Here is a 16597-nt window from a genome sequence, read left to right as displayed (position 1 = left end):
GTTTAGTTATGATAGGATTTTATAATGTATCAGTGATACTGACATATGCAGGCGTCGTCAGTGCTGTGTTCGGTATGTCAGCGGCATTTAACGGAAACTTTAAAATAGCAATGATTTGTCTGATGATCTCCGGATTTACAGATATGTATGACGGAACCGTCGCAAAAATGATCAAACGCTCCGATGACGCAAAGAAATTTGGAATTGAGATTGATTCCCTCTGTGATTTGATCTGTTTTGGAGCGTTTCCTGTCGTCATAGGTTATTCCATGGGGATGGACGCCTGGTATGCAAAAATCATATATATGATGTATATTTTAGGAGCGGTGATCCGGCTGGCATTTTTTAATGTTACCGAAGAACAGAGACAGGCAGAGACAAGCGAGAGAAGAAAACATTACCGGGGACTTCCGGTCACATCGGTAGCATTAATCCTGCCTATCGTATATCAGCTGAAGAGGTTTTTTACAGCACAGTTTCCTTACATATATCTGCTGGCAGTACTGATCATTTCTCTGCTGTTTGTGATTGATTTCAGTGTGTTTAAGCCGGGAAAGAAGTGCATGTTCGCATTTGTGATTATTGGCATCCTGATAGCCGTCAGAATATATTTTCTTTAAAGGAGACAGGTAATGAAATATGTGGACCAAAAAGGCCGCTGTTACGAGGAAGAGACTTTTCAGGATAAATTCCTGAAGCTTCTTTACGGAACTTACATCGGCCGTATAAAATTAAAGATTCTCACAAAGCCCTGGGTATCCAGACTGGGAGGGCTTTTTCTGAGTACAGGCTGCTCAAAGTGTATGATCGAGCGGTTTGTCAGAAAAAATAAGATCGATATGAGAGAGTATGAGGACAGGATCTATACGTCTTATAATGATTTTTTTACAAGAAGGATCAAGCCGGGAAAGCGGCCGCTTCCTGAAGATCAACACATTCTGTTCAGTCCGTGCGACTGTAAAGCAAGCGCATACCGCATAACAGAAGACACGTCATTTTGTGTGAAAGATACGGTCTATACCGTGGAGTCATTGCTGAGGAGCAGAAAGATTGCTGACCATTTCAAAAACGGCTACGCAGTCATTCTACGCCTTACAGTCGATGATTACCACAGGTACTGCTATTTTGACAACGGCATAAAGAGCAGGAATTATTTCATAAAAGGGGCATATCACACCGTGAATCCGACAGCCAATGACTATGTGTCTGTCTATAAAGAAAATGCCAGGGAATTTACCATGATGAAGACGGAGCATTTCGGCGATGCAGTCCAGATGGAAGTGGGGGCTCTGATGGTAGGACGGATCGTAAACCATCACGAAGAAGGCATCATGCGCCGCGGTATGGAAAAGGGATATTTTGAGTTTGGAGGCTCCACCATCGTTCTGCTTTTCAGAGGCGATAAGGTAGACATTGATGAATGTTTATTGGAAAGAACGAAAGACGGATGTGAGACAAAACTAAAACAGGGCCAGCGTTTAGGCGTGGCACAAAACCAAAGTCTGCAATCATAATTGTAGGCTTTTTCTGTTTTATAAATTGAGTCAGTGGGCTTGATTCGGGATTTAGGGAGGAAGAAAAAATGCTTTATTATCATGAACTTTCAAAAGAACTGCAGAGGGAGATCATCAGGGACCGGGAGGAGGGCTGGAAAAACCCCTGTGCATGTACGGATGAACAGGTGATCCGGAAAAACCGGGAGAGGGATAAAGCCAGCCTCTGGAGACCGGCTTTTGTCCGGGATGTGGAAAAGATCATCCACTCTCCGTACTATAACCGGTATACAGATAAGACCCAGGTATTTTCGTTTTTTCTGAATGACGATATATCCAGAAGATCTTTGCATGTGCAGCTTGTCTCAAGGATTGCAAGGAATATCGGTAAGCTCCTCGGCTTAAACTGTGACCTGATCGAGGCGATCGCTCTCGGACACGACATCGGACACACGCCGTTCGGACATGCGGGAGAGCGGTATTTGGATGAGCTTTATCATGAGAAGACAGGATGCTGTTTCCAGCACAATATTCAAAGCGTGCGGGTGCTTGACGGGATGTTTGAACGCAACCTTTCGCTGCAGACATTGGATGGAATCCTCTGTCACAATGGAGAATTTGAACAGCAGGAGTACCGCCCCTGCCGGATGGATACTTTTGAAGAGTTTTATGAGAAGATGGAAAACAGCAGTCAAAACAAAGACTATATCAAGACTCTGATACCGTCGACTCTGGAAGGATGTGTGGTCAGGATATGCGATATGGTTGCCTATCTGGGCAAGGACCGGCAGGACGCGAAGAAAGCAAAGCTTATTGAGAGCAGTGATATTTTTACTCAGGGGGAGATCGGAGTAGAGAATGCGGAGATCATCAATAACATGATTGTAAATATAGTTGAAAACAGTTACCGAAAAGACTATATTATGCTGGATTCAAAGTATTATGATGCCATGAAGATCGCCAAGAAAGAAAACTATGAACAGATTTATTTCAACAAAAAATTGGACCGTATTTATTCTGAAAATGTGGCTCCGATGTTCCGGGAAGTCTATGAAAAGCTATATGCGGATTTGATCAGGGGGGATGAAGACTCGGTGATCTTCAAACACCATATAGAATTCGTGGAGGAGGCCAGGTCCTATTATGAGACGTCCAGGCCCTATACAGAAGAGGAGCCGAACCGGATGGTGACCGATTACATTGCGAGTATGACAGATGATTATTTTGTAGATCTTTATCATCACTTATTTCCAAAGGGGAAATACTATGTGAATTATAAGTCATATTTTGAAAATTGATATCAATAAAACTTGACAATTTAAGAGAAGTTGCGTATGATAAATCTATAAATGATATTGGTTATCAAATTTGCAGAGGTACGGCAGAGAGGCAGATGCGAATGGGAGGCAGTATGACCACAGAACTTAGCCGGGAAAGAATCATAGAGCAGCTTCGGGAGCAGGGACTCAGGATCACGAGCCAGAGAAAAGTGATCCTGGATGTGATCTTAAAAAATAATTGTTCCTGCTGCAAAGAAATCTTTTATGAGGCGACTAAGATAGATCCTGCCATAGGCAGAGCGACTGTCTACCGGATGATGAATACACTGGAAGAGTTAGGAGTCATCGACCGGGGAAAACAGTATGAGATCTGTTATGAGGGATTATTCGGGACGGAGAAGGATCAGACGAGTCTGCTCACAAAAGAAGAGATAAAAGAACTCCCCAAGGATATATGGTATCCTGCCCTGAAAAAAATGCTCAGGGCCCTTGGCGAGATCAAGAATGAAGATATTTCCGTCGTTGTAAAAGTCAGCCGGAAAAGCAGTTAAAAGTGTGTCCCCGCCGGAGACAGTGCTGTCAAAGCATTGTCTCCGGCGGGGATTTTTTGTTTTTCAACGGTGAGACTTTATGTTATAATACATTCTAGGTTATTTTAAAATAAAGTATGAGAAAGAGGTCAATCATGGGAAAATATTTTGGCACTGACGGCTTCCGCGGAGAGGCAAACATCGATCTTACGGTGGAGCATGCATATAAAGTAGGAAGATTTTTGGGATGGCACCTGGGCAAGGAAAAGAAACGTCCGAAGGTAGTTATCGGAAAGGACACAAGAAGAAGCAGCTATATGTTCGAACACGCGCTCGTAGCCGGACTCACGGCTTCCGGAGCCAACGCCTATATGCTCTATGTGACCACGACTCCGAGTGTATCTTACGTGGTCCGCACGGAACAGTTTGACTGCGGCATTATGATCTCTGCCAGCCATAATCCTTACTATGACAATGGGATCAAGCTGATCAACGCCAAGGGACATAAGATGGATGCGGAAGTCGAAGAACAGATCGAGGCATACATTGACGGCAAGATCGGGGAACTTCCTTTTGCTACGAAAAGCGACATCGGAAGGGCGAAAGATTACGCATCAGGAAGAAACCGATACATAGGATATCTCATCTCCCTGGCCACACGGTCATTTAAAAATGTAAAGGTCGGACTGGACTGTTCCAACGGAAGCTCCTCAAGCATTGCAAAGAATGTATTTGAGACACTGGGCGCGGAGGTCTATGTGATCAACAATGAACCGGACGGTACAAATATCAACACCAACTGCGGTTCCACTCATATAGAGATACTCAAGGGATTTGTAAAAGAGAACCATCTGGATGTGGGATTCGCATACGACGGCGATGCGGACCGCTGTATTGCCGTGGATGAGAACGGGGCAGAAGTAAACGGCGATCTGATCCTGTATGTATGCGGAAAATATATGAAAGAGCACGGTGCTCTCAATAACAACACGGTCGTTACAACGGTCATGTCCAATCTCGGCCTTTACAAGGCATTTGACCGGGCCGGTATCGACTATGAAAAAACAGCGGTGGGAGATAAATATGTGTACGAAAATATGTCCAGAAACGGACACGGCCTGGGCGGTGAACAGTCAGGGCATATTATTTTCAGCAAGTTTGCGACTACCGGAGACGGGATTCTGACTTCTTTAAAGATCATGGAGGCCATGCTGGAACAGAAACAGTCACTTGGACAGCTGGTAAAGGATGTGGATATATATCCACAGATTCTTGAGAACGTCAAAGTCCGGGATAAAAAAGACGCCAGGGAAGACGCAGACGTGATTACAGCAGTGGAAGCTGTGGAGAAGGAACTCGGAAATGACGGAAGGATTCTTGTAAGGGAGAGCGGAACGGAACCTTTGGTGCGTGTCATGGTGGAAGCCAAAACTCACGAGATCTGCAGGGAACATGTGGACCGTGTAGTTAAAGTCCTGCGCCAAAAGGGACACGTCATCGACTGATTTATGGAAACATTGTACGCAGATATTATCATCAATATTTCGCATGAGGCACTGGATCGGGTATTTCAATATCGAGTGCCTTTTTCCTTATGTGATCAGATCCGGGTCGGGCAGTCCGTTCGGGTGCCGTTTGGAGCAGGAAACCGGGAACAGAAGGGATATGTTGTCAGGCTTTCGGATAGGGCAGATTACGATCCTAAGAAAATAAAGGAAATTTTGTCCATAGAAAAAGACGGTGTGGACGCAGAATCCAGGATGATCAAGCTCGCCTACTGGATTCGGGAAAACTATGGGTCTACCATGATCCAGGCACTGAAGACCGTGCTTCCCGTGCAGGATAAAATGAAACAAAAAGAAAAAAAGTCTGTCAGGCTCTTACTGCCAAAAGATCAGGCTCCCGGTCTGCTGGATGAATATTTAGGCAGGCATTACGCTGCAAAAGCCAGGCTGCTGGCTGCTCTTATGGATGAGCAGACGGTTTCCTGGGAGCGTGTGACGAAATGCCTGAAGATTCCGAGGACAACGGTTGCAGGTATGGAACAAGACGGTATAATCCGCGTCGAAACAGAAAAGTTTTACCGGAATCCCGGCCCCAGCGGGATGGAGGCGGAAGATGCCCTGCCCCTGAATGAGAGTCAGGAGAAGCTGATACAGGAATTCAAAGCAGATTACGCAGCAGGGGAGAGGAGAACGTATCTTCTCCACGGGATTACCGGAAGCGGGAAGACAGAAGTCTATCTGGCGGCAATCGAGGAAGTTGTCAGAAAAGGGAAACAGGCTATCGTGCTGATCCCGGAGATCGCTCTTACGTACCAGACGGTCTGCCGTTTTACGAAGCGGTTCGGAGACAGGGTGTCCATCCTTAATTCCAGACTCTCCAAAGGAGAAAAATACGATCAGTGGCTCCGGGCAAAGAATGGGGATGCCGATATTATCATCGGTCCCAGATCTGCACTGTTTGTGCCGTTTCCAAATCTTGGGCTGATCATCATTGACGAAGAACATGAGGGCAGTTATAAAAGTGAGCAGACGCCCAAATACCACGCAAGAGAAGTGGCTCTGGAAAAAGCGGACATGGAGGGCGCGGCGGTGATTTTAGGGTCCGCAACGCCGTCTCTTGAGAGCTATCAGAAGGCACTTGACGGGGAATACAGGCTCTGGACGCTGAAAGACCGGGCAAAAGAAGCGATCCTGCCCGATGTGTATATAGAAGATTTAAGGGAAGAATTAAAGCAGGGGAACCGCAGTATGTTCAGCAGAAGGCTCTATGAACTGATCGGAGACCGGCTTCGGAAAAAAGAGCAGATCATGCTTTTTTTGAATCGGAGAGGATATGCCGGGTTTGTCTCATGCAGAAGCTGCGGCACTGTGATGCAGTGTCCCCACTGCGATGTATCGCTTACGTATCACAGGGACGGGAAACTCCGCTGCCATTACTGCGGATATGAAGAAGCGATGCAGGATGTCTGTCCTGAGTGCGGCAGTCCATTTATCGGAACGTTCGGACTCGGCACTCAAAAGGCAGAGGCCGCTATAAGGAAAGAATTTCCGGAAGCAAGAGTGCTCCGGATGGATATGGATACCACAAAAAGAAAGCACAGCCATGAAGAGATTCTAAAGACTTTTTCGGAAGGCCGGGCCGATATTCTTGTGGGCACGCAGATGATTGTCAAAGGACACGATTTTGCAAACGTTACTCTCGTCGGAATCCTGGCAGCGGATTTATCTCTGCATGCCAGTGATTTCCGTGCAGCAGAACGGACATTCCAGCTTTTGACTCAGGCGGCCGGCCGGGCAGGGAGAGGCGATAAAGCCGGAGAGGTTGTCATACAGACCTATTCGCCGGAACATTACTGTATTGTCACAGCGGCAGCCCAGGACTATGAAGAGTTTTACCGCCAGGAGATATCCTACCGGACGATGCTTTGCTATCCTCCGGTTTGGCAGATGCTTACAGTCCTTCTTGCCGGGCCTTCGGAAGAGGAATGCAAAAAGACGGCACAGCGCATGGCCAGGGTGATTCAGAATTCGGGCATCCGCGTCATCGGACCCGGCGAGGCCTCTCTGGCAAAAGTCAATGATATTTACCGGCAGGTGCTGTACGTAAAAAAGAAAGATTACAAGGAACTTATGAAGGTGAAAGACCGGCTGGAACTGTGGATCGACCGGCAGGAATTGCCCAAAGACATTCATATCACATTCGATTTTAATCCTATGAGCAGTTATTAACAAAGAATATTTGAGAAGGAGAAGTATTCATGGCAATCAGAAACATCAGAAAAATGGGGGATGAAGTCCTCAGAAAACCATCAAAAGAGATTAAAGAAATGACATCCAGAATCATGCTGCTGATCGATGACATGTTTGAGACAATGTATGAAGCATACGGCGTGGGACTGGCCGCTCCTCAGGTGGGAATCCTGAAACGGCTGGTGGTCATCGACACATATGAAGGCCAGCCGCTGGTCCTGATCAATCCTAAGATCGTGGAAAAAGACGGCGAACAGATCGGAGACGAGGGATGTCTGAGCCTTCCGGGGAAGGTTGCAGTCGTAAAGCGTCCGAACCATGTGGTATGTGAAGCGCTGGACCGGGATATGAACCCGATCAGAGTGGAAGGAGAAGGACTTCTTGCGAGGGCGATCTGCCATGAACTTGACCATTTGGACGGAATCCTTTATCCGGATGTGGCGGAAGAACCGGTGAGAGATGTGGAAGAGGAAGAGTAAGGAGGATACGATGAACGTAGTATTTATGGGAACGCCGGAATTTGCGGTGCCTACGCTGGAGAAGCTGATACAATTTCATCATGTGGCTGCGGCAGTTACGCAGCCCGATAAGCAGAAGGGAAGGGGAAAGAAACTTTCTTTTCCGCCGGTGAAAGAGGCTGCATTGAAACATGGAATCCCTGTCCTTCAGCCGGCAAAAGCCAGAGATGAGAAATTTATAGAAGACCTTGAACATCTGGCTCCGGATGTCATCGTAGTTGTCGCATACGGACAGATTTTGCCGGAGCGGATACTGAATATCCCCAAATACGGATGTATCAATGTCCATGGGTCACTTCTTCCGAAATACCGCGGAGCGGGACCGATCCAGTGGGCCGTCTTAAACGGTGAAAGGGAAACGGGAATTACGACCATGTATATGGAAAAGGGTTTAGATACGGGGGATATGATAGATAAAGCAGTCATTCCGCTGGATAAGAAAGAAACATCCGGAACCCTTCATGACAAGCTAATGGCGCTGGGCGCAGACTTATTGCTGGAGACATTAGAGAAATTAAAAGATGGGACGGCGGTAAGGATCAAACAAAATGACAATGAGAGTTCCTATGCCCCGATGCTGAGCAAAGAGATGGGGAAGATAGAGTTCACGAAAAATGCCGCTGAGATTGAACAGTGGGTGCGCGGACTGAACCCATGGCCGAGTGCTTATACGGAGCTTGGAGGGAAAACACTGAAAATATGGGATGCGGACGTCGTTTCCTATGACGGAGGAGAGAGACCCGGAACCATTATTGAAGTGACTAAAAAACAGATGATTGTGGCCTGCGGTCAGGAAGCATTAGCACTCAATGAAATCCAGCTTTCCGGGAAAAAGCGGATGTCAGTCCAGGCATTCTTGGCAGGCTCCAAGGTAGATGCCGGAACGGTATTAGGAGAATAATATGCAGAATCCAAGAGAATCGGCTTTAGATGTTCTGATGAAAATAGACAGAAAAGAGGAACTGTCCCATATTGCCATCGGAGAGACACTGGAAAAGTATCAGTTCAGTGAAAAGAAGGACCGGGCTTTTTTTACAAGGCTATGCCAGGGAACTCTGGAGCGCCGCCTGACCATTGATTATGTGATTGATCTGTATTCCAAGACGAAGGTAAGGAAAATGAAGCCGCTGGTGCGTTCACTGCTCCGCATGGGTGCCTGCCAGATTCTGTTCATGGATCACATCCCTGACTCCGCGGCATGCAATGAATGTGTGAAGCTGGCCAAAAAGCGGGGCTTTTCAAGATTATCCGGCTTTGTAAACGGTGTTTTGAGAACAATTTCCAGACAGAAACAAGATATCCCGTTTCCAGACAGGGATAAGGATTTTGTAAAGTATCTGTCCGTTGCCTGTTCCATGCCGGAATGGATCATCCGTCATTTTCTGCGTTCTTATACAGAGGAAGAAACAGAAACGATCGTGAGTTCTTTCCTGGAGCCAAAAAAGACAACGGTTTCATGGATGGAAAGCAACGGCTCCAGAGAAGAACTGATCACTTCCCTGAAAAAAGATGGTGTGGAGGTGGAAGACGGAAGACTGCTTCCGGAGGCAATTCGTATTTCTAACTATGATTTTCTAAAGCGTATTTCGGCATTCAGAGAAGGCCGTTTTATCGTGCAGGATGAAAGTTCCATGCTGGCCGGAAAGGTCGCAGATCCAAAAGAGGGACAGAAGATCCTTGATATTTGCAGCGCTCCGGGAGGCAAAGCACTGTATGCGGCAGACAAACTCCACGGAACGGGGCAGGTTCTGGCCCGGGATCTGACGGATTACAAAGAAGTACTGCTGAAAGAAAACATCGAACGTGTGGGATTTGAAAATATCCGTACTCAGATCTGGGATGCCAGAATTCCGGATGAACGTCTGGCAGAGTCTATGGACGCTGTACTGTGTGATGTCCCGTGTTCCGGACTTGGGATTATGGGAAAAAAGCAGGACATTAAGTACAATCTGGAAGAATCCGTTTTGGAAGACCTTGTGAAACTGCAGAGAGAAATATTAAAAACAGCCCTATCCTATGTGAAGCCGGGAGGAAGCCTGCTTTTTTCTACATGTACGATCAACCCGAAAGAAAATGAAGAAAATTTCAGGTGGATTGCAGGACAGAACGGATTTGAGCCGGTAGACCTGACGCCTTTTCTCCCCAAAACCCTTGACATTAAGACGGCCGGAGAGGGGTATATCCAGCTGCTGCCGGGAATTCATCCGTGCGACGGATTCTTTATCGGAAAACTTAGGAGAACAAAATGAGAGATCTTAAATCAATGACACTGGAAGAACTGGAATTTGCGGTGGAAGAACTGGGAGAAAAAAAGTTCCGTGCAAAACAAATATTTGAGTGGTTCCATAAGAGGCTGGCATCCTCTCTTGATGAGATGAACAATCTGCCGAAAAATCTGAAAGAAAAACTTCAAAAGGAATATGAAGTAGCGGAACTGAAAGAAGTGGAAACCTATGTATCCAAGATTGACGGTACAAGAAAGTATTTATTTCAGCTGAATGATGGGAATATTATAGAAAGTGTCCTGATGAAATACAAGCACGGCAATTCGGTGTGCATTTCGTCACAGGCCGGGTGCAGGATGGGATGCAGATTTTGTGCGTCTACCCTCGGGGGACTGGACCGCAGCCTGCTCCCTTCAGAAATGCTTGGACAGATTTATTATATCCAAAAAGATACTGGGGAACGGGTGTCCCATGTGGTCGTTATGGGAACCGGGGAACCTTTGGATAACTATGAGAATCTTTTAAAATTTATCAGACTTTTGACCGACGAGAAAGGACTGAATTTAAGTCAGAGGAACCTGACGGTGTCTACCTGCGGACTGGTGCCGAGGATACGGGAATTGGCGGATGAAAAGCTTCAGATGACGCTTGCGATCTCACTTCATGCCTCCAATGACGAAATGAGGAAATCCCTGATGCCGGTGGCAAATCAGTATTCTATGGAAGAACTGCTCTCTGCCTGTAAATATTACTTTGACCGGACGGGACGGAGGATCACGTTTGAATTCAGTCTTGTGGCAGGAGTGAATGACAGCTCCCGGAATGCCAGGGAACTTTGCCGCTTTTTAGGCGGATTTCCATGCCATGTCAATCTGATCCCAGTCAATCCTATCAAGGAGAGAGACTTCCGGCAGTCTATGCCGGAGTTTGTGAACGACTTCAAAAACATACTTGAAAAAAATCGTGTAAATGTTACCATAAGAAGAGAAATGGGCAGAGATATCAATGCTGCCTGTGGACAATTAAGAAGAAAGAAGCTGGATTCTGTGGAAAAACAGGAAATTCGCACAAAAAAGGAGAACTAAGATGCAATCCGTTGGAACTTCTCACAGAGGAAAGGTACGGTCTGAAAATCAGGACACCATCTTTTACTCTGATGAACCCGTAGGACAATTAGATAATTTATATATCGTTGCGGACGGCATGGGAGGCCACAGGGCAGGAGGTTTTGCGTCCTCTTTTGCGGTCAGTCGTTTTGTGGAATTTATACGAGAGATTGAGAATTCAGATCCTATTGAGATCATGAAGGAAGCACTGCAGAAAGTGAGCAGTGAGATATTGCTGAAGTGCGAGGAAGAAGAATACGCGGGCATGGGAACAACTATGGTAGCGGCCACTGTGACAGAAGAGAGTATTTTTGTGATGAACATTGGAGACAGCCGTCTGTATTTTGCAGATCAGGATCTTGTCCAGGTGACCACAGACCATTCTTTTGTAGAAGAATTGGTGAAGGCCGGAGAGATTGAGCGCAGACATATGAGGCAGCATCCAAAAAGAAATCTGATCACGAGAGCAATCGGCGCAGGTATTGAATCTGTTCCCGATTTTTTTGAGCTGCCGAAGAAAGACGGATATTTACTTTTGTGCAGTGACGGATTGACGAGCATGATTGCGGATGATGAAATCAAAGAACTCCTGTTGGATCACAGTCAATTGGAAAATAAGGCAGGCCAGTTGGTGAACAGGGCTAACGAATATGGCGGCAAGGACAATATATCCCTGGTGATCGTTGCGCTGGGGGAGCGAGGTGAGATCACATGTTAGAAACAGGAACCATTTTAGGAGGACGCTACGAAATCCTGAAAAAGATTGGTACTGGCGGGATGGCTGACGTATACATGGCAAAGTGCCATAAACTGAACCGGAACGTTGCTATCAAAGTGTTGAAAAATGAATATGTAGATAATGAGAAGTTTTTAAAAAAGTTTCAGGTGGAAGCAGAGGCGGTCGCAAGACTGGCCCACCCCAATATTGTGAACGTATATGATGTAGGCCAGGAAGACAGTGTCAATTACATTGTCATGGAATTGGCAGAAGGCATTACCCTGAAGGAATATATTATGAAAAAGGGGCATCTTTCCGCAAAAGAGACCGTAGAATTGTCTCTTCAGATAGCTTCAGCGATCGGGCATGCCCATGGGCATCACACGATCCACAGGGATATTAAGCCCCAGAATATTCTGGTCTCAGATTCCGGTCAGGTAAAAGTCACGGATTTTGGAATAGCAAAGGCGGCCAATTCCAATACGGTCACATCCACGGCCATAGGATCGGTCCATTACATTTCTCCGGAACAGGCCAAAGGAAAGTACTGCGATGAGAAGAGTGATATTTATTCTCTGGGGATTACAATGTATGAGATGGTCACAGGCCAGGTCCCTTTTGACCACGAAAATGGGGTTACCATTGCTCTGATGCATCTCCAGAATGAAATTACGCCACCGGGAGAACTGATCGGAGATATTCCGGAAAGCCTGGAAAAGATCATTCTCAAATGTACCATGAAAAAACCGGAAGACCGGTATCAGTCTGTGAACGAACTGATAGAGGATTTAAAGTTGGTTTTCGAAGACACGAAAGGAAGCTATGTAGGCATGGCGCCCTTTGTGGACGATTCGCCGACTCAGATGCTTCACACAAAAGAGTTTGTAAAACCGGAGGAGACGGAAGAAGAACCGGAAGAGGAATTCGGATTTGTGGATGACGACGATGAGGAAGAGCCGCGGGGCATGAATTCCAAGATTGAAAAGCTGGTTGTCGTCCTGGCCGCTGTGGTGGGAGCCATTATTCTCATATCCATCATTGTACTGGTCATTAACAGTTCAGGGCTGTTCCGCTCAGGGGATAATGCCGGCACAGAGAAACTTACGACTACGGAAGAAAGCACCACGGAAAAGCTTGAGAAGGTACCGGTTGAAAACTATGTGGGAATGACTTACGATGCGGCGTTGGCATCCATCGATGAAGATCTGAAAGTGGAGCGCAAAACAGAGGCTTCATCTTCTTATGAGGCGGGATATATCATCCGCCAGAGTCTGGAGTCAGACCAGGAAGTGGAAAAGGGAACGACCATTGTATTGACTGTCAGTACCGGCGAGAGCAAAATTGAGGTGCCGGATATCCGCGGGTACAGCCAGAAGTCTGCCACGAAGATCCTTTCAGACCAGGGATTCAAAGTTTCTGTGTCCACCAAATTCAGTTCCAGTGTCAAGGAAGGTGATGTGATTTCTCAGTCTCCGGGAGCGGGGAATAAAATTTCCAGAGGCTCCAAGGTGACGATCACGGTCAGCAAAGGTGAGAACAAGGTCACAGTGCCGGAAATCGTATTTAAGACCGCAGATGATGCGAGAGAAGAGTTAAGCAGAGAAGGACTAAAGCTGATCATTTCTTCCCAGAAGTACGACAGCAGGGTGCCGGAGGGATGTATTATCAGTCAGTCACCGAAAGCCGGGAAAAAAGTTACAAAAGGGACAGGAATCGGCGTGGTCGTAAGCCTGGGAAAGCAGCCGACAACAGAATACACCATAGATAATACAGAGGAGTAAGATCAGTTCATGCAGGGAAGAATTATCAAAGGAATCGCAGGGTTTTATTATGTTGACACGGGCAGCAGTTTATATGAGTGCAAAGCAAAAGGCATCTTCAGAAACCGGAAAATGAAGCCGCTCGTGGGAGACATGGCAGAGATCGAAGTCCTGGATGAAGAAAAAAAGCTGGGAAATCTGACAGAGATACTTCCAAGGATGAACGAATTAATCCGCCCGGCTGTCTCAAACATCGATCAGGCGCTGGTTATTTTTGCAGCCAAGAATCCAAAACCAAATTATAATCTGCTGGACCGGTTTTTGCTTATGATGGAGAAGCAGAGAGTCCCTGCGGTGGTCTGTTTTAATAAGACGGATCTGGCCAGAGAAAAGGAATTGTCTGTTCTCATGGACGTATATAAAGACTGCGGCCACCGGGTGATCTTTACCAGTGTCTCCGACGAGACGGGACTTTCGGAGATCAGGGAGGCCGTAGAGCACAAGACAACCGTGCTTGCAGGCCCTTCCGGTGTAGGGAAATCTTCTATGATGAATCTTTTGTATCCGGATGCGAACATGGAAACCGGAGCGGTAAGTGAAAAGATTCAGAGAGGAAAGCATACGACCAGACATTCGGAGCTGATCCGGGTGGGAGAAGACACTTTCGTCATGGACACGCCGGGCTTCAGTTCTCTGTTTGTGGATATGTTCGAGGAAGACGAGATTAAATATTATTTTAAAGAATTTGAACCCTATGAGGGACAATGCCGGTTCCAGGGTTGCAGCCATACTCATGAACCTGGCTGCGGTGTCAAACAGGCACTGGCGGATGGAAGGATCAGCGAGACTCGCTATGACAACTATGTACTCATCTACAATGAATTAAAAGAAAAGAGAAAATGGTAATGCATATCTTAATTTTAACAGGCGGAGAATTGGACAGGGTCTTCGCCCGTTCTTATATTCAAACGCAGAAATTTGATAAAATTATTGCTGCGGACAAAGGACTTTTATACGCAGAACAGATCAAAATCCGCCCGGATTTCATATTGGGTGATTTTGACAGCTGTCCGGAAGAAACGGTAAAACGATTTAAACAAGAAGATATTATGATTCTTCCCAGAGAAAAAGACGATACGGACACGGGGATCGCTGTGGAACAGGCAGTCCGCATGGGGGCTACAAAGGTGACGATTCTTGGGAGCACGGGCACCAGATTAGACCATGTGCTCGGGAATATGGGACAGCTTGTATATGCACTAAAACATGGAGTGGAGGCATATATAGTGGATTCACATAACCGCATCCGGGCAGTGGACCGTCCTCTCAGCATAAATAAAAAAGAACAGTTTGGGAACTATATCTCCCTCATTCCGGTGGGCACGGTGACAGGAGTGACGCTTCACGGATTCTATTACCCGCTGAATGACGATACGCTTGTATTCCATGAGACATGGGGGATCAGCAATGAACTGGCAGAGGAAACGGGAAAGATTGAGATGAAAACCGGGACTTTGCTCGTGATAGAAAGCAAAGACTAGAGGGTGCGGGGCGGCGCTGCTTTTGGAACGGTTTCTGGTAGGACCCGGCACAGGTAAAATCTATACGAAAACAGAGTCATTTGCACTTCTTTTAGTCTTTGTTTATATGTTTGTAATGATGTTTCAGGCCAAGGGAATCATGACGCTTTCTTTTTTGGGAAATGATCAGAGATCACTTTGGATCCTTGCACCGGCGCTGGCACTATTATGGTTTACAAAGACCATTGCCCCGGAGATCGAGCAGAAAGATAAAGAACGCATCGAAAAAAGGAAGAAAAAGTTTAAGAACCGGGCTAGATAGCGGGATATTTTTATAGGCCGGAGGGAATGAATATGAAATATGACAAATGTACGATTTGCAATGAAAAATTAAGGAATGGCGTTTGTCCTATGTGCGGCTATGATTTTAAAAGGCTGGAGAGAGGGCAAAGGACGGGAAGCTGCTCGGACTACGGGACAAGGCCAAATATAGAGCCAAAGAGTTCTATGACAAAACAGCATAAGAGGGTGTACAGGCAGTTCCGGACAGAGGAAAAAGGCAGAGTAGGAAAATTTATCAGGCTAGTACTGAGTCTTGTGGTTATTTTTGTTGTGTTTTTGGATGCAGTAGGTGAGGTTGATATCGGAACCCTGATTAAAAATGCTCAGATTTATATGAGTGAAGACGGAAAGAAAAAGTGGACAAAAACTATGCCGGATTTTACATATGAAAACGCGGACTATGCTTTAGAGAAGACCGGAAAAAGTTTTTCTGTGAGACTTTCTTCCGGCAGATATATCGTAGGATTGGATCTTCCGGAAGGAAATTACACAATGACTGGAGAAGGGGATGATTTAACTTTTTCAGCAAACAATGATGCACAGTATGTCAATATTAATGAGCAGTTTACAGACAAGGAAGTATTGGAAGCTAATCGGTACACCGAAGTAAAGAATATCCGTCTTTATCAGGGTTCTTTAGTAGAAGTTTCAGGAAAAGGGAGTATATACTGCAAAACATCGGATGCTAATCTAAAGAAAATGGAGAAACCCGGAGAAAATACTCTGAGTGAAGAAGTGAAAGTTTTCAGCGTACTTACAGCAGGAAAAGAATTTCCGGCCGGGACGTATGATGTAGTTGCGGTCGAAGGTAATGGCAGCTTTGAATTTACTTTTGAACAAGATAAGGATGATGAATATGGGGCAAATAGTATTTGGCTCTCAGAAGATTCACAAGGGGAAAATCCGAATAAATATGTGAATTTAGAACTCACAGAAGGTACAAAAATAGAAGTTTTATCAGAAGAATACTTAGATGTTAAACTTGTACCGAGCAAACGTGTCAGACCTGAAAATATGCATGTTTATGATTCGTCAATGGGGCTTGATTCATAAAAATAACTGTGTTATGATTAAACATCATAGAAGAAAGGCAATGAAAAAGACTCAAGGCAAAAGGAACCTCACAGGGAGGAAAGCCCACAGACTGAAAGCTTTCCAGGGACACCTTGCGGCGGGAACACTTTGGAGCCGGGCGGCTGAAAGGCAGGATGCATGTTAGGCAGTCACGTGGTACGCGTTAAGTACAGAAATGAGAAGAGATCAGACAATTTGTCCTGATATCAATACGGGTGGTACCGTGGGAAGATATTCCCGCCCCGAAGCATAGAATATTTGCTTTGGAGCGGGTTT

General features: G+C 46.0%; 16 protein-coding genes. All 16 read left to right on the top strand.

Annotated elements, in window-relative coordinates; genetic code table 11:
- Positions 1-8: 8 nt before the first annotated feature.
- Positions 9-620, top strand: a complete 612-nt coding sequence (locus tag P8F77_RS13395) for a CDP-alcohol phosphatidyltransferase family protein (protein ID WP_024726820.1) — start codon at positions 9-11, stop codon at positions 618-620.
- Between the two features lie 12 nt (positions 621-632).
- Complete coding sequence (locus P8F77_RS13390; RefSeq protein WP_148459660.1) at positions 633-1514, top strand: phosphatidylserine decarboxylase; 882 nt, start codon at positions 633-635, stop codon at positions 1512-1514.
- A gap of 68 nt (positions 1515-1582) precedes the next feature.
- Positions 1583-2791: an HD domain-containing protein gene (locus P8F77_RS13385; RefSeq protein WP_287517308.1), complete on the top strand. Its 1209-nt coding sequence runs from the start codon at positions 1583-1585 to the stop codon at positions 2789-2791.
- A 113-nt stretch (positions 2792-2904) separates the two neighbouring features.
- Positions 2905-3324: a transcriptional repressor gene (locus tag P8F77_RS13380; RefSeq protein ID WP_024726823.1), complete on the top strand. Its 420-nt coding sequence runs from the start codon at positions 2905-2907 to the stop codon at positions 3322-3324.
- A gap of 134 nt (positions 3325-3458) precedes the next feature.
- Positions 3459-4808 carry a phosphoglucosamine mutase gene (gene glmM / locus P8F77_RS13375; RefSeq protein WP_148459658.1) on the top strand — a complete coding sequence of 450 codons (1350 nt, stop codon included), beginning with the start codon at positions 3459-3461 and terminating at the stop codon, positions 4806-4808.
- A 3-nt stretch (positions 4809-4811) separates the two neighbouring features.
- Positions 4812-7037, top strand: a complete 2226-nt coding sequence (gene priA / locus P8F77_RS13370; RefSeq protein WP_034548972.1) for a primosomal protein N' — start codon at positions 4812-4814, stop codon at positions 7035-7037.
- Positions 7038-7066: 29 nt separating this feature from the next.
- Entirely contained in the window at positions 7067-7537 is a 471-nt protein-coding gene (gene def, locus P8F77_RS13365; protein WP_024726826.1) for a peptide deformylase, read from the top strand.
- A gap of 10 nt (positions 7538-7547) precedes the next feature.
- Positions 7548-8477, top strand: coding sequence for a methionyl-tRNA formyltransferase (fmt, locus tag P8F77_RS13360; protein WP_024726827.1), 930 nt, complete (start codon positions 7548-7550; stop codon positions 8475-8477).
- Between the two features lies 1 nt (position 8478).
- Positions 8479-9825 carry a 16S rRNA (cytosine(967)-C(5))-methyltransferase RsmB gene (gene rsmB / locus P8F77_RS13355; RefSeq protein WP_287517309.1) on the top strand — a complete coding sequence of 449 codons (1347 nt, stop codon included), beginning with the start codon at positions 8479-8481 and terminating at the stop codon, positions 9823-9825.
- Entirely contained in the window at positions 9822-10886 is a 1065-nt protein-coding gene (gene rlmN, locus P8F77_RS13350) for a 23S rRNA (adenine(2503)-C(2))-methyltransferase RlmN (protein ID WP_024726829.1), read from the top strand. Before rsmB ends, rlmN begins: the two co-directional genes overlap by 4 nt.
- Position 10887: 1 nt before the next feature.
- Positions 10888-11625: a Stp1/IreP family PP2C-type Ser/Thr phosphatase gene (locus P8F77_RS13345; protein WP_024726830.1), complete on the top strand. Its 738-nt coding sequence runs from the start codon at positions 10888-10890 to the stop codon at positions 11623-11625.
- A complete protein-coding gene (gene pknB / locus P8F77_RS13340) occupies positions 11619-13406 on the top strand; it encodes a Stk1 family PASTA domain-containing Ser/Thr kinase (protein WP_270430280.1) in 1788 nt (595 codons plus the stop codon). Before P8F77_RS13345 ends, pknB begins: the two co-directional genes overlap by 7 nt.
- A gap of 9 nt (positions 13407-13415) precedes the next feature.
- On the top strand, positions 13416-14291 hold the full coding sequence (gene rsgA, locus P8F77_RS13335) for a ribosome small subunit-dependent GTPase A (RefSeq protein WP_024726832.1): 876 nt from the start codon (positions 13416-13418) through the stop codon (positions 14289-14291).
- A complete protein-coding gene (locus P8F77_RS13330; protein ID WP_287517313.1) occupies positions 14291-14926 on the top strand; it encodes a thiamine diphosphokinase in 636 nt (211 codons plus the stop codon). The genes rsgA and P8F77_RS13330 overlap by 1 nt, the downstream gene beginning before the upstream one ends.
- 22 nt (positions 14927-14948) lie before the next feature.
- The gene (locus P8F77_RS13325) at positions 14949-15227 is read left to right on the top strand and encodes a hypothetical protein (RefSeq protein WP_024726834.1); all 279 of its coding nucleotides are present in this window, start codon (positions 14949-14951) and stop codon (positions 15225-15227) included.
- A gap of 32 nt (positions 15228-15259) precedes the next feature.
- The gene (locus P8F77_RS13320; RefSeq protein ID WP_287517315.1) at positions 15260-16300 is read left to right on the top strand and encodes a hypothetical protein; all 1041 of its coding nucleotides are present in this window, start codon (positions 15260-15262) and stop codon (positions 16298-16300) included.
- Positions 16301-16597 lie beyond the last annotated feature (297 nt).

Source organism: Anaerostipes sp. PC18, from assembly GCF_039789045.1.
GTDB classification, from domain to species: Bacteria; Bacillota; Clostridia; order Lachnospirales; family Lachnospiraceae; genus Anaerostipes; species Anaerostipes hominis.
This window is presented reverse-complemented; position numbering and strand designations above follow the sequence as displayed.

Coding starts and splice junctions, on each gene's coding strand:
- P8F77_RS13395 (WP_024726820.1), top strand. CDS start 9: ATGATAGGATTTTATAATGTATCAGTGATACTGACATATGCAGGCGTC.
- P8F77_RS13390 (WP_148459660.1), top strand. CDS start 633: ATGAAATATGTGGACCAAAAAGGCCGCTGTTACGAGGAAGAGACTTTT.
- P8F77_RS13385 (WP_287517308.1), top strand. CDS start 1,583: ATGCTTTATTATCATGAACTTTCAAAAGAACTGCAGAGGGAGATCATC.
- P8F77_RS13380 (WP_024726823.1), top strand. CDS start 2,905: ATGACCACAGAACTTAGCCGGGAAAGAATCATAGAGCAGCTTCGGGAG.
- glmM (WP_148459658.1), top strand. CDS start 3,459: ATGGGAAAATATTTTGGCACTGACGGCTTCCGCGGAGAGGCAAACATC.
- priA (WP_034548972.1), top strand. CDS start 4,812: ATGGAAACATTGTACGCAGATATTATCATCAATATTTCGCATGAGGCA.
- def (WP_024726826.1), top strand. CDS start 7,067: ATGGCAATCAGAAACATCAGAAAAATGGGGGATGAAGTCCTCAGAAAA.
- fmt (WP_024726827.1), top strand. CDS start 7,548: ATGAACGTAGTATTTATGGGAACGCCGGAATTTGCGGTGCCTACGCTG.
- rsmB (WP_287517309.1), top strand. CDS start 8,479: ATGCAGAATCCAAGAGAATCGGCTTTAGATGTTCTGATGAAAATAGAC.
- rlmN (WP_024726829.1), top strand. CDS start 9,822: ATGAGAGATCTTAAATCAATGACACTGGAAGAACTGGAATTTGCGGTG.
- P8F77_RS13345 (WP_024726830.1), top strand. CDS start 10,888: ATGCAATCCGTTGGAACTTCTCACAGAGGAAAGGTACGGTCTGAAAAT.
- pknB (WP_270430280.1), top strand. CDS start 11,619: ATGTTAGAAACAGGAACCATTTTAGGAGGACGCTACGAAATCCTGAAA.
- rsgA (WP_024726832.1), top strand. CDS start 13,416: ATGCAGGGAAGAATTATCAAAGGAATCGCAGGGTTTTATTATGTTGAC.
- P8F77_RS13330 (WP_287517313.1), top strand. CDS start 14,291: ATGCATATCTTAATTTTAACAGGCGGAGAATTGGACAGGGTCTTCGCC.
- P8F77_RS13320 (WP_287517315.1), top strand. CDS start 15,260: ATGAAATATGACAAATGTACGATTTGCAATGAAAAATTAAGGAATGGC.